The organism is Deinococcus aestuarii, assembly GCF_018863415.1.
Taxonomy (GTDB): domain Bacteria; phylum Deinococcota; class Deinococci; order Deinococcales; family Deinococcaceae; genus Deinococcus; species Deinococcus aestuarii.
On sequence record NZ_JAHKSN010000009.1, the window covers coordinates 77,502 to 90,486 of the forward strand.

Here is a 12,985-nt window from a genome sequence, read left to right on the forward strand (position 1 = left end):
CGGGGGGGAAGGACAGGGTAGAGAAAAGCCGCCTGCGAGTTTAAACGACGGCGAGAGCCTGGGTAACCCCTCAGTCAGCTTCGCTGACAGCTCCCCCCAAAGGGAGCCAGGAAGCCAAGCCAGAGCAACGGCATCTCTTGCCTCCCTTTGAGGGGCGGTGGTCCGGAGGGCCGGACTCGTGGAGCTGCTTGCAGAGAGGTCAACCTCAGCGAAACCGCGCGCAGTCGCAGCAGACCGTTTCAAAGGGTAAAAACGCCCCCCCAGCACACCCGAACACCACCCCCCGTCCGAGCGTCAGCGCATCGGCAGAGGGGTGGTGTTCGCTTCCGGGTCAGTTGTGGCGCCGTGGCCCGAGCCCTCAGCTCCCCCGGTAGGTGGAGTACGACCAGGGCGTCATCACCAGCGGCACGTGGTAGTGCCCGGAGGTGTCGCCGACGGTAAAGCGCAGCGTCACGAGGTCGAGAAAGGGGGGCTGAGAGGCGGCCCCGAACCCCTCGAAGTAGGGGGCGACGTGGAAGGTCAGCTCGAAGGTGCCGGGAGAGAGGCTCCCGCGCTCGATCAGCGGCGCGTCGGTGCGCCCGTCCCCGTTCGTCACCGCCTCCGTCACCCTGCGGCGCTCCGTGCCCTCCACCCGGAAGAGTTCCACCCGCACCCCGGCGGCGGGGCGGCCCCTCGCCGTGTCGAGGACGTGCGTGGTGAGGCCCGAGTGTCCGCTCACTCGGCCCGCTCCACCCACGCCTCCATCAGGCCGTAGGGCTCGGGGTCCACGTGGAAGATCTCGTTGTCGTTCGCCAGCCCGAAGCGCTCCAGGTTGTACTTCAGGTGGTGCTTGTTCGGCATCTGGAACCAGATGCGCGAGACCTCCGGGCACGCCGTCAGCACCGCCTGCCCCATCAGGAACAGGGTGTTCTGGAGGCTCGGCGAGTAGTGGTCGGTGAAGGTCTCCTGAATCTGGCGGTAGACCCGGTTCCACACGTCGTCGTAGTCCACCTCGTCCGTGTTGTACTCCCACTTCGCCGTGACGAAGGTCGCCATGATGCGGTCGGTCGTCTCCGGCAGGGTGGTGAAGCGCTCGTTCAGCAGATACCCGGCCCAGCCGCTCTGCGTCGTCTTGAGGACGTAGAGGTTCTCCAGCCCCGAGGTCACCTTGAAACTCTGCCCGTCCCCCTCTACCCGCGCGGTGCGCTGGGGCATCTGGCGCACGAAGGCGTGGTCGTGGCCCTCGCCGCCCACGGAAAGGCGCTCCCACAGGAACTCGGTGAACTCGGCGAAGCCCCCCGTGACCCTCGGCCCGGCCTTCACGAAGTGGGTGATCAGCTCCTTGCCGAAGGCCTCGGGGCTGCCCGTGAAGCCCTCCCTGGCGAGGCCGTAGACCGTGTTCCGCACGGTGTCGGTCGCCACGAGGTCGGTGTTGTCGCCCTCGGCGTGCGCGGCGTCGAAGTCGCCGGTCATGGCGACGCGCACGGTCAGCTCGCGGATGGCGTGGCGCGCCGTGTCCCGCCAGACCTTCATCAGCTTGACTTCCGCCTTGCCGTAGTTGTTCTCGCCGAGACGAACCTGCACCTTGGCCGGGGCATTCCGGGTCTGCGTCATCTTTCCACTCCCTGTGAATCCTGGCGCACCAGGTCGAGGACCCGTAACCGGGCGATCCTGCCGATTTCCCTCAGGGCGGTCTCCCGCTCCTGCTCCGGGGTGTGTTCGAGGCGCGCGGCGGCCCCCGCGAGGATGCTGGCCTTGGTGTTCTCCCGCACGCACACGATGTAGGGCATGTCGAACTTCGCGTGGTAGGCCTGGTTGACCCGGTGGAACTCGGCGTACTCGTCGGGGCTCAGGCGGTCGAGCCCGGCGGAGGCCTGCTCGGAGGCGGATTCGGCGGTGACCTCCCCCGCCAGCGCCGCCTTCCCGGCGAGGTCGGGGTGCGCCCGGATCAGGGCGAGCTGCTGCTCCGGCGAGTCGGCGAGCACGGCGGCGGTGAAGGCGGCGGCGAGGTCCTCCACCCCGGCGAAGGGGCGTTCGCGGGCCACCCGCTCGGCGTAGCGCGGGCTGTGTTCCAGCACTCCGCCGAAGGTCCGCACGAAGTCGGGCAGCGGGAGGACGTTCACGTCGGCGAGGGTCAGGGAAGGGTTCAATGGACGTCTCCCACTTCGGGCGCGTGTGCCGTGGCGTCGGCGGTGTAGGACCGCTCGGCGCGGGGCTGCCCGACGATGTTGAAGAGGATGTTGAGCAGGATCGCGGCGAGCGCCCCGGCGGTGATGCCGCTCTCCAGGAAAAGGCCCGCCCAGTCCGGCAGCTTCTCGTAGAGGGTGGGCACGGTGGAGGGGATCACGCCCACCGCGATACTGACCGCCACGATGGTGAGGTTGCGGGTGTCGGCCATGTTCACCCGCGAGAGGGTCTGGATGCCCGCCGCCGCCACGGTGCCGAACAGCACCAGCCCGGCCCCGCCCAGCACCGGCAGCGGGATCGAGGCGACCAGCGCGCCGAGCTTGGGGAAAAAGCCCAGCAGGATCAGGATCACGCCCGCCGCCGCGACCACGAAGCGGCTCTTGATCCCGGTGAAGCGCACCAGGCCGACATTCTGCGCGAAGGCGGTGAAGGGGAAGACGTTGAACACCCCGCCGAGCGCCGTCGAGAGGCCGTCGGCGCGCAGGCCGTCCGCCACCACCCGGGCATCCACCGGCTTGTCCGTAATTTCCCCGATGGCGAGGAGGTCGGCGGTCGTTTCCACCATCACGACGAGCATCACCAGGATCATGGACAGGATCGGCACCAGGGCGAAGGTCGGCACCCCGAAGAAGAAGGGCGGCGTGAAGCCGACGGCGGCGGCCGTGCCCACGGTGGCGAAGGACGCCTGACCGAAGATCGCCGCGACCACCGTGCCGAAGACCAGCCCCAGCAGCACGGCGATCCGGCCCCAGAAGCCCCGGGCGAAGCGCGTCACCAGCAGCACGAACACCAGGGTCAGCGCGGCGAGCCCCAGGTTGGCGGGAGCGCCGAAGGTCTCGGCGGCCGGGTTGCCGCCCCCCGCCCAGCGGATCGCCACGGGCAGCAGCGCCACCCCGATGATGGTGATGACGGTACCCGCGACCACCGGAGGAAAGAAGCGCAGCAGGCGCGAGAAGTACGGCGCGAGCAGCACCGTGAAAAGCCCCGCCACGATCACCGCCCCGTAGATGCCCGGCAGCCCGTAGTCCCGCCCAATGGCGATCATGCTCGCCAGCGCCGCGAAAGTCGTGCCCTGCACGATAGGGAGCTTGGCCCCGAAACCCGGGAATCCAATCGTCTGGATCAGGGTGGCGACCCCGCACATGAAAAAGCTCGCGTTCACGATCCGCACGATCTGGTCGGGATTCAGGCCGATGGCCGTGGCGAGCACCAGCGGCACCGCGATGATCCCGGCGTACATGCTCAGCACGTGTTGCAGCCCGAAGGCCACCATGCGTCCGGCCGGCGGAACCTCGTCGACGGGGTGGACGGAGCGGGTGGGCACGGTTCCTGGGGTCATGCGGACCTCCCTGCGGTTGGGCGTAGCCTCGGCACACGCCCGGAGAGACGACCGGGCCAGGGCCGCCGGCGGGCCAAACTCCTTAGCCATCTATGTATCGAGTAGGGCCATCGTAGGCGGTCGCCGTCTCCCTTGTCAATAGGTGGAAGGTTTTGCCACCCAGTAGAAATTGAGGGGCGATTGGCCCCGTCCCGCTCCCGGCAGGCCCCCCGCCCCATGCTAGGCTCGTTCCCCGGCGAGAGCCCCACCCATGACCTCCTCCCCGACCTCCGACTTTCTCACGCGCATCCGGGACGACTGGGAACGGGTCCGGCCCGGGCTCGACTCGGGCCCGATGTTGACGGTGGTGTTGCTGGGCCGCCTCCACGCCGCCCTGGGCCGGGGGACCGAGCCTACGTACCTGCCCGACGGGATCAACGCGGCGGGCTGGGACCTGCTGCTGACGCTGTACCGTTCCGCGCCCCCGGAAGGCCTGACGCCCACCGGGCTCAGCACCCTCGCCGCCATCAGCGGGCCGTCGATGACGAACCGGATTCAGCGTTTGCTGGAAAAGCAGTTGGTGGAGCGGCGCGGCGGGGAAGAGGACCGCCGCTCGGTCCGGATTCACCTCAGCCCGCAGGGACGCGCCCTGGTGGAACGCCTCTTGCCCGACCATCTCGCCCGCACGGCCCGGGTCCTGTCCGCGCTCGACCCGGCGGAGACCGAACAACTCCGCTACCTCGCCGCCCGGTTGCTCGGGGGGCTGGAGGCCCAGGACGAGGCGTCCGCGCAGGCGCCAGACTGAGGACTGGGTGGGCGTGACTCGCAGGCCCATGGCGAACACGACCTCATGCAGGCGACCAGGAACCACAGGGGCACACCCCCGCCCGCCGTCCGGTTGTGTAGGGCCCTGAAGTTGAAGTCGGGGGAGACCTGGCTATGCCCCGGATAGGCTGTACGGCAGATGTTTCGCCGAGCGACGCCAACTATTCTCGGAAAGTGATCCATGCTCACTGGCCGCTCTACGGCCTGACTTTACGTACTCCTCGCCTTGAGCTGCGTTACCCTCGCGAACCCGAATTGGGACAATTTGCAGAGATCGCGGCCAATGGCGTAAGTAGGCCGGGCCAACGGACCTTCCTGACTCCCTGGACAGAGCTTCTACCTGAACAACGTGGCTTATGTGTCATCCAGAATCATTGGGGAAGCAAAGCCGAGTGGGGAATTCATAGTCGGGTCCTCAATTTGGGCGTTTTTGCAGAAGGACAGCCTATAGGAATGGTGTCGCTCAGAGGCAAGGAGTTTTCGGTTCTTCGTGAGGTCACGACAGGCTCCTGGTTGGGGCTGGATTTTCAGGGGCAAGGCTATGGGACGGGAGCCCGTATCGCGCTCCTGCATTTCGCCTTTGAGAATCTTGGAGCAGTCGCCGCACGGACCGAGGTCTTCCAAGAAAATGCAGCCTCTCAGGGAGTGTCCAGAAAGCTGGGATATCGGCCTGATGGGCTCTCCAGAGATGTTCTTGACGGGCAGGTGATCGTATCCGACAGGCTACGTCTCACGCGAGAACGTTGGCGGCGTCCCCCCCATGTGTCTGTGACTGTTACAGGATTTGATCAGTGCCAGCATTTTTTCTCAGGGAAGTAGATACCTCCGTTGGGTGTTGATGTGCAGCCGTGACGACGGTTGCGTTAGCAGCGGCTGGCAGGGAATAGAAGATAGCCCTACTCCCTCTTCAAGGCATCTACGCCAGTTAGGACAGCGCTCGTCTCAACGGGTGCGTTCGGGCGAATATGGTTACGACCCGAAGAGGAGTTCTCCAGCACGGTTTTCTCGGACATGGCACCCTCCTCTCTCCACACGGGTGAAGGCGAACGGCCTGCCCAGGTGTTCTTGGCAGGCCATCAAAGGTGGGAGGAACGTCTCGCCGAGTTCAGCCCCAGCCCAGGCGGACCGACACCTGCTCGGCGGCCTGGGTCATCCGCCCGGCGACCTCCGCGATCTGGTCCCGGCCGAAGCGTGAGGTGGGCGCGGAGACGCTCAGGGACGCCACGACCTGCCGGGTGTGGTCGCGGACGGGCACGGCCACGCAGCGCACGCCCAGTTCGCGCTCCTCGTCGTCCACGCTGTAGCCCTGCGCGCGCACCTGCCCCAGTTCGCGCACCAGCGCCGCGAGGGTGGTGATCGAGTGCGTCGTATAGGCCGGGAAGGGCCCGTCGCCGAGCTTTTGCCGGACATCCGTCTCGGGGCGCCAGGCGAGCAGGATTTTGCCCACCCCGGAAGCGTGCAGCGGCGCATTGTCGCCGAGGTGCGCGAACATCCGCATGAGCTGGCGGCCCTCCACCTGATGCACGTACACCGCCTCCGAGCCGTACAGCACGGCGAGGTTGACGGTTTCGTTCAGGTCCCGCACCAGCCCCTCCATCTCGGGGTGGGCGGACTGGATCAGGTTGCTGCGCTCGGTGAAGGCGAGCCCCACCTGATAGGCCCGCAGCCCCACGCTGTAGACACCGCTGGGTTCGTCCCACTCCACGAAGCCGTGCTGGCGCAGGGTCTCCAGCAGCCGGTAGGTCGTGCTCGCCGACAGGCCCACGTGCCGGGCGAGCACGCTCAGCGGCGCGCGGCGCAACTCCTTGAGGGCCAGCAGGACGGTCAGCCCCCTCTCCAGGGTGCGGACGCTGCTCGTCTCGCCGCTGCGGGTGCGGCCCGGTTTCTGCCGTGCGGTCGTCGTCATAGGGTTCGCCGAACAGGGTAGGGCGTCCGCCGCGCCGGGATTGTTCGGGCGGCAGGCGTCACGCGAGCTGCTCGTAAGCCGGAAGGGTCAGGAAGTCGGCAAGGGGGTCGCGGGTCGCCACATCCTTGAAGAGCCGCCCCGCCTCGGCGAGGTCCGGGCCGAGCTTGCCCAGTTCCTCCCCGAAGAGGGCGTCCAGCAATTCCGGGGTGAGGGTGCGGCCATCGTCCAGCCGCACGCCTTGGTGCAGCCATTGCCACAGTTGCGCGCGGCTGATCTCGGCGGTGGCGGCGTCCTCCATCAGGTTGTGGATGGGCACCGCGCCGCGTCCCTGGAGCCACGCGGCGAGGTACTGGATGCCGACGCTGATGTTCGTCCGCACGCCGCTTTCCGTGACGGTGCCCTCCGGCGGGGTGAGGAGGTCCTCGGCGGTGACTGCGAGGTCCATCTGCTTGCCCGAGTCGATCTGGTTGGGCGTGGGCATCAGGCGGTCGAACACCTCGGTGGCGAGCCCAACCATGCCGGGGTGCGCGACCCAGGTGCCGTCGTGGCCGTTCGTCGCCTCGCGTTCCTTGTCGGCGCGGACCTGCTCGAAGGCGCGCTCGTTGGCCGCCGGGTCGTTCTTGACCGGGATGAACGCACTCATGCCGCCGATGGCCGGGGCGCCCCGTTTGTGACACGTCTGGATGGCGAGCTTGGAGTAGTTCGCCATCATCGGGACCGCCATCGTGACCTGGGCGCGGTCGGGGAGGATGCGGTCGCCCCGGTTCCGGAACTTCTTGATGTAGGAAAAGATGTAGTCCCAGCGCCCGGCGTTCAGCCCCGCCGAGTGCTCGCGCAGCTCATACAGAATCTCGTCCATCTCGAAGGCGGCCAGGATCGTCTCGATCAGGACGGTCGCCCGGATGGTTCCGCGCGGAACGCCGAGGGTGTCCTCCGTGAAGGTGAATACGTCGTTCCACCACCGCGCTTCGAGGTGGCTTTCGAGCTTGGGGATGTAGAAATACGTGCCCGTGCCGCGGTTCAGCCGCTCCTGCGCGTTGTGGAAGGCATATAGCCCGAAGTCGAACAGCGATCCGCCCAGGGTCTCGCCGTCCACGGTGACGTGTTTTTCGGGGAGGTGCAGGCCGCGCGGGCGGACGAGCAGCATGGCGGGCTTGTCGCCCAGGCGGTAGCTCTTGCCCCCCTGGTCGAGCGAGATGGTGCCGCGCACGGCGTCGCGCAGGTTGAGCTGGCCGTCGAGCATGTTCTCCCAGACCGGGCTGCTGGCGTCCTCGAAGTCGGCCATGAACATGCGGGCGCCGCTGTTCAGGGCGTTGATGATCATTTTGCGGTCCACCGGACCCGTGATCTCCACCCGGCGGTCTTGCAGGTCGGCGGGCAGGGGGCTGATCTTCCAGTCGCCCGCGCGCACGCCCTCGGTCTCGGGCAGGAAATCGGGCAGCTCACCCGCGTCCAGCCGGGCCTGCCGCTCCTCGCGCCGGGCCAGCAACTCGCGGCGCCGGGCGTCGAAGCGGCGGTGCAGCTCGGCCACGAAGGCGAGGGCCTCCGGGGTCAGAACCTCGGCGTGGGTTTCCTGAACGGGAGCGGTCAGGGCCAGACCGGCGGGCGTGTGCGGGATCGTCGTCACGGGAACCTCCTGAAGGGGTGAGAAACGCACAAGAAATTTTATCTGGTGAAGATCGTTTCCAGTTTATCCATTCAGGAGACCGGGGCAAGGTCAGTGGGCGTCTCCGGACGGGTAACGCCGCCGTGCCGACGCCTGGTGGGGGCCCGGGAGAGCTACTCCACGAGGATGGCGCGGTAGTCGTTGAGGTTGTGCCCGCTCGGCCCGGTGACGAGGGCGTCCCCCAGCGCCGCGAAGAAGGTCCCCGAGTCGTTGCGGGCCAGGAAGTCGCGCGGGTCGAGGCCCAATGAGCGAGCGCGGGCGAGGGAATCGGGCGTCAGGAACGCCCCCGCCGCGTCGCTGTGGCCGTCGATGCCGTCCGAACCGGCGGAGAGGGCGTAGACTCCGCGCTCGCCGAGCTCCTGCAACAGCCACAGCGCGAATTCCTGATTGCGCCCGCCGCGACCGTCCCCGCGCACCGTGACCGTCGCCTCGCCGCCGGAGAGCAGCACCAGCGGTCCCCGGAAGGGCGTGCCGTACGTGCGAATGCTGCGGACCAGCGAGGCATGGAAGCCCGCCAGGTCGCGCGCCTCCCCCGCAAAGGTGTCCCCGAGGATCACGGCGTCCACCCCCTGCCCCCGCAGAAATCCCTGCGCCGCCTCCAGCAGCACGCGGTTGGAACCGATGATGGTGTTCTCGACGTGAAGGAGTTCGCCGGGCTTCGGTGTCTCGGGCACGTCGCCCCTGACCCCCGCCGTCAGGTGCGCGCGGCCTTCCTCCGCCTGGAGGCCGTAACGGTCGAGCACCGCCAGGGCGTCCGCGAAGGTGGTGGCGTCCGGCACGGTGGGGCCGCTGGCGATCACCGAGGGGTCGTCGCCGATGACATCGGAGATCAGGAGGGCGCGGACCTGGGCGCGGGTGGCCTGGGCGAGCCTCCCACCCTTGACCTGCGAGAGGTGCTTGCGGACGGCGTTGATCTCCTCGATGGCCGCCCCGGCGCGCAGGAGATCGCGGGTCAGGGCCTGTTTCTGCGCGAGGGTGACGCCCCACGGCGCGCTCAGCAGGGCGCTTCCCCCGCCTGAGACGAGGACGAGCAGACGCGCTCCCTCGGGCAACGGCCGCACCCGGGCCAAGGCCCGTTCGGCGGCAAGGGTGCTGTGCCCGTCGGGAACGGGATGGCTGCCGGGGAGCACTTCGGCCCCCTCCGGTGCGCTCAGGTCAGGGGTTCCACGGGGGGGCACGGCCAGGCCAGGAACACCCGGATACGCCTCCAGCGCCGCTCGCAGCATCGGCAACGCCGCCTTCCCGAAGGCGAGCACGAAATCAGGACGTTCTCCCGTCAGGTGCGGGGCCAGCAACCGGGCGGGGGCCACCGCCTCCAGCGCCGAGCGGTAGCTCTGTTCCAGCAGCGCCCGCCGGTCCGTCGGCGAGGCGGTGGGGGGCGTGGCCGTCGGGTCTGGGGCGGTCATGGTCAGTCCAGCCCGGCGAGTTGCCCGTACAGCGCCGCGAGGCCCGAGTGGTCGAGGTCGCCCATCCCCTGCGCGATCATGCTGTTCATCAGTTCGGCGACGCCCGCGGTGGCGAAGAGCGGCACGGCCTGCTCGCGGCCCGCCTCCAATGCGAGGCGCAGGTCCTTGCGGTGCAGGTTGATGCGAAAGCCCGGCTTGAAGTTGCCGTCCAGAATGCGCTGCCCGTGCAGGTCGAGGATGCGGCTTTGGGCGAAGCCGCCCAGCAGCGCCTCCCGCACACGCGCCGCATCCACGCCGCTCTTGCGGGCGAGGGTCAGCGCCTCGGCGACCGCCTGGATGGTCAGGGCCACGACGATCTGGTTGCAGATTTTGGTGACTTGACCGGCCCCGGGACCGCCGATGTGGACGATGTTCTTGCCGACCGCCTGGAACACGGGGCGGGCCCGCTCGAAGCCCTCCTCGCTGCCGCCCACCATGATGCTCAGCGTGGCCTGTTCGGCGCCGACCTGACCGCCGGACACGGGCGCGTCGAGCGAATCGGCCCCCTTCGCCTTCAGCGCCTCGGCCACCTTGCGGGCGGTGCTGGGGGCGATGCTGCTCATGTCGATGTAGAGGCCACCGGAGGCGAGCCCTTCCGCCACCCCGTTTTCCCCCAGCACGACCTCTTCCACCTGGGGGCTGTCTGGCAGCATGGTGATCACGATGTCACTCTGCTCGGCAACCTCGCGGGCAGTGCGGGCGACCTGGGCACCCTCGGCGGCGAGCTGCTGCTCCGGCTCGGGGCTTCGGTTGTTCACCGTCAGCGTGTAACCCGCCTTCATGAGGTTGCGGGCCATCGGGAGGCCCATGATGCCCAGGCCGATGAAGCCGATGCGTTCCTTGCCGTCCGTCATGCCGTCACTCCTTCCCTGAGCGTGTCCATCCAGGCCAGCGAACTCACCGTGTCCCCCTCGGGGATGTACTCCAGTCCCACGTAGCCGTCGTACCCGTCCCGGTCCAGCGCGGCGAGCAAGAAAGGGTAGTTGATCTCCCCGGTGCCCGGCTGGTGGCGGCCCGGCACGTCCGCGAGCTGCACATGACCAATCTTGTCTTGCAGGCGGCGGAAGGTGTCGAGCAATTGCCCCTCGGTGCGCTGTTGGTGGTAGAGGTCGTACTGGATGCGCAGGTTGTCCGCGCCAACCTCGGCGATCAGCCCCGCCGCCTGGTCGGGCGTGCGCAGGAAGAAGCCGGGGATGTCGTGCGGGTTGATGGGCTCGATCAGCAGGGTGACGCCCACCTTCTTCAGCTCGGCGGCGGCGTAACGCAGGTTCTCGACCAGAACGCGACGGGCTTCATCGGCATGGGCACCTTCCGGCAGTTTCCCGACTAGGCAGTTCACAAGGGGCGGCTGTGCTCCCCGCAGCGCCTCCACGTAGGTCAGCGCCCGGGCCACGCCGTCGCGGAACTCTTCCTGACGGTCGGGCAGGACGGCGATCCCGCGTTCCCCCGCCGCCCAGTCCCCGGCGGGCAGGTTGAACAGCACCTGGGTCAGCCCGTGCTGCCGGAGTTGATCCCGCAGCTCCTCGGGCGCGTAGGGGTAGGGGAACATGTACTCCACGGCGGTAAAGCCTGCCTGACGGGCGGCGCCGAAGCGTTCCAGAAAGGGCAGCTCCTGAAACAGCGTGGTGAGGTTGGCGGCGAATCGGGTCATAGGCACCTCTAGGAGTTAGGAGTTAGGGATTAGGGGTTGGTTTTTTTCCTAATACCTAACCCCTAACTCCTCAATCCAGCATGGCGATGGCCGTTGGCGCGTCCTGCCGGGCGTCTTCCGCCAGTTCCTCGAACTCGGTGACGGCGTTGATCTCGGTGCCCATGCTGATGTTCGTGACGCGCTCCAGAATCACCTCGACCACGACCGGCACCCGGAACTCGCGCATCAGGTCGCGGGCCTTCTCGAAGGCGGGCAGAATCTCGTCCGGCTGGGTTACACGCAGCGCCTTGCAGCCCAGGCCCTCGGCGACCTTGAGGTGGTCCACCCCGTAGCCCTGGGTCTCGGGCGAATTGATGTTGTCGAAGGCGAGCTGGACCTGATAGTCCATCTCGAAGCCGCGCTGCGACTGGCGGATCAGCCCCAGGTACGAGTTGTTCACGAGCACCTGAAGGTAGGGCAGGTTGAACTGCGCGCCCACCGCCAGCTCCTCGATCATGAATTGGAAGTCGTAGTCGCCGGAGAGGGCGACGACCTCCGCGTCGGGGCGGGCGGCGACCACACCCAGCGCGGCGGGCACCGTCCAGCCCAGCGGCCCGGCCTGCCCGGCGTTGATCCAGTGGCGGGGCTTGTAGACGTGCAGGAACTGCCCGCCCGCAATCTGCGAGAGCCCGATGGTGGTCACGTACACGCTGTCGCGGTCGAACGCCTTGTTCATCTCCTCGTAGACGCGCTGGGGCTTGATCGGCACGTTGTCGTAGTGCGTCTTGCGCAGCATCGTCCGCTTGCGCTCGCGGCACTCCTCGGCCCACTCGCCGCGGTCCTTGAGTTTCCCCGCCGCCCGCCACTCGCGCGCCACCTCGACGAACAGTTCGAGGGCGGCCTTCGCGTCGCTGACGATTCCGTAGTCGGGGCCGAAGACGCGCCCGATCTGGGTGGGCTCGATGTCCACGTGGACGAACTTGCGCCCCTGGGTGTACACGTCCAGCCCGCCGGTGTGCCGGTTCGCCCAGCGGTTGCCGATGCCGAGCACGAAGTCGGAGGCGAGCATCGTCGCGTTGCCGTACCGCTGCGAGGTCTGGAGGCCCACCATCCCCGCCATCAGCGGGTGGTCGTCGGGGATGGTGCCCCAGCCCATCAGGGTGGGAATGACGGGCACGCCGGTCAGCTCCGCGAAGGTCTGGAGGAGGTCCGAAGCGTCCGCGTTGATGATCCCGCCGCCCGCCACGATCAGGGGACGCTCGGCAGCCTGGAGCAGCTCCATCGCCTTTTCCACCTGCGCGCGGGTGGCGGCGGGCTTGTAGACAGGCAGGGGCGAGTATGTTTCCGGGTCGAACTCGATCTCGGCCATCTGCACGTCGAAGGGCAGGTCGATCAGGACCGGGCCGGGCCGCCCCGAGCGCATCAGGTGGAAGGCCTGCTGGAAGACCCGGGGAACGAGGGCGGGCTCACGCACCGTGACGGCCATCTTCGTCACCGGCTTGGCGATGCTCTCGATGTCCACCGCCTGGAAGTCCTCCTTGTACAGCCGGGCGCGCGGGGCCTGCCCGGTGATGCACAGGATGGGCACCGAGTCGGCGCTCGCCGCATACAGGCCGGTGATCATGTCCGTCCCGGCGGGGCCGCTCGTGCCGATGCAGACGCCGATGTTCCCGGCCTTCGCGCGGGTGTACCCGTCGGCCATGTGGGAGGCGCCCTCGACGTGCCGGGCGAGGACGTGGTTGATCCCGCCGAGCTTGCGCAGCGCGGCGTACAGGGGGTTGATGGCCGCTCCCGGCACCCCGAAGGCGGTCTCCACACCCTCCAGGCGCAACACGTGAACGGCCGCCTCGACTGCGGTCATCTTGGGCATCTGCATTTCCTCCTTCACGGCAGCGTAAGGGGCAGGTCAGTCTTTGTCAACCTATAGAAGTGTTTTTTATCTGATAAAATAAATTGGGTGGTCTGGGGACGCGCTGGGACGTTGGAGAGTGCGAGGCTAGTCTCTTGGCCTCTCTCCGTACAGGAGGGT

General features: G+C 67.9%; 12 protein-coding genes. 2 read left to right on the forward strand and 10 right to left on the reverse strand.

What is annotated here, in order from left to right:
* Positions 1–358: 358 nt before the first annotated feature.
* The 4 genes from uraH to IC605_RS12580 are packed head-to-tail and all read right to left on the reverse strand — an operon-like array spanning position 359 to position 3,505.
* On the reverse strand, positions 359–718 hold the full coding sequence (gene uraH, locus IC605_RS12565) for a hydroxyisourate hydrolase (RefSeq protein WP_216324360.1): 360 nt from the start codon (positions 716–718) through the stop codon (positions 359–361).
* Complete coding sequence (gene pucL / locus IC605_RS12570; protein ID WP_216324364.1) at positions 715–1,593, reverse strand: factor-independent urate hydroxylase; 879 nt, start codon at positions 1,591–1,593, stop codon at positions 715–717. Before pucL ends, uraH begins: the two co-directional genes overlap by 4 nt.
* Positions 1,590–2,129: a 2-oxo-4-hydroxy-4-carboxy-5-ureidoimidazoline decarboxylase gene (gene uraD / locus IC605_RS12575; protein ID WP_216324367.1), complete on the reverse strand. Its 540-nt coding sequence runs from the start codon at positions 2,127–2,129 to the stop codon at positions 1,590–1,592. The genes pucL and uraD overlap by 4 nt, the downstream gene beginning before the upstream one ends.
* Entirely contained in the window at positions 2,126–3,505 is a 1,380-nt protein-coding gene (locus tag IC605_RS12580; RefSeq protein WP_216324370.1) for a nucleobase:cation symporter-2 family protein, read from the reverse strand. The genes uraD and IC605_RS12580 overlap by 4 nt, the downstream gene beginning before the upstream one ends.
* A gap of 250 nt (positions 3,506–3,755) precedes the next feature.
* On the opposite strand from IC605_RS12580, the gene IC605_RS12585 reads away from it, so the two are divergent.
* Positions 3,756–4,289, forward strand: a complete 534-nt coding sequence (locus tag IC605_RS12585; RefSeq protein WP_216324373.1) for a MarR family winged helix-turn-helix transcriptional regulator — start codon at positions 3,756–3,758, stop codon at positions 4,287–4,289.
* Positions 4,290–4,423: 134 nt separating this feature from the next.
* Positions 4,424–5,128 carry a GNAT family N-acetyltransferase gene (locus IC605_RS25575; protein ID WP_425514224.1) on the forward strand — a complete coding sequence of 235 codons (705 nt, stop codon included), beginning with the start codon at positions 4,424–4,426 and terminating at the stop codon, positions 5,126–5,128.
* Positions 5,129–5,414: 286 nt separating this feature from the next.
* Here the strand turns inward: IC605_RS25575 and IC605_RS12595 are convergent, their stop codons facing one another.
* From IC605_RS12595 to gcl, 6 genes are all read right to left on the reverse strand, one after another.
* Positions 5,415–6,215, reverse strand: coding sequence for an IclR family transcriptional regulator (locus tag IC605_RS12595; protein WP_216324379.1), 801 nt, complete (start codon positions 6,213–6,215; stop codon positions 5,415–5,417).
* Positions 6,216–6,273: 58 nt separating this feature from the next.
* Positions 6,274–7,842 (reverse strand): malate synthase A, encoded by a 1,569-nt coding sequence (gene aceB / locus IC605_RS12600; RefSeq protein WP_216324382.1) that lies wholly within the window; start codon positions 7,840–7,842, stop codon positions 6,274–6,276.
* Positions 7,843–7,994: 152 nt separating this feature from the next.
* Positions 7,995–9,287, reverse strand: a complete 1,293-nt coding sequence (locus IC605_RS12605) for a glycerate kinase type-2 family protein (RefSeq protein ID WP_216324385.1) — start codon at positions 9,285–9,287, stop codon at positions 7,995–7,997.
* Between the two features lie 2 nt (positions 9,288–9,289).
* Complete coding sequence (locus tag IC605_RS12610; protein WP_216324388.1) at positions 9,290–10,180, reverse strand: 2-hydroxy-3-oxopropionate reductase; 891 nt, start codon at positions 10,178–10,180, stop codon at positions 9,290–9,292.
* The gene (hyi, locus tag IC605_RS12615; RefSeq protein WP_216324392.1) at positions 10,177–10,977 is read right to left on the reverse strand and encodes a hydroxypyruvate isomerase; all 801 of its coding nucleotides are present in this window, start codon (positions 10,975–10,977) and stop codon (positions 10,177–10,179) included. The genes IC605_RS12610 and hyi overlap by 4 nt, the downstream gene beginning before the upstream one ends.
* Positions 10,978–11,047: 70 nt before the next feature.
* On the reverse strand, positions 11,048–12,826 hold the full coding sequence (gcl, locus tag IC605_RS12620; RefSeq protein ID WP_216324395.1) for a glyoxylate carboligase: 1,779 nt from the start codon (positions 12,824–12,826) through the stop codon (positions 11,048–11,050).
* Positions 12,827–12,985 lie beyond the last annotated feature (159 nt).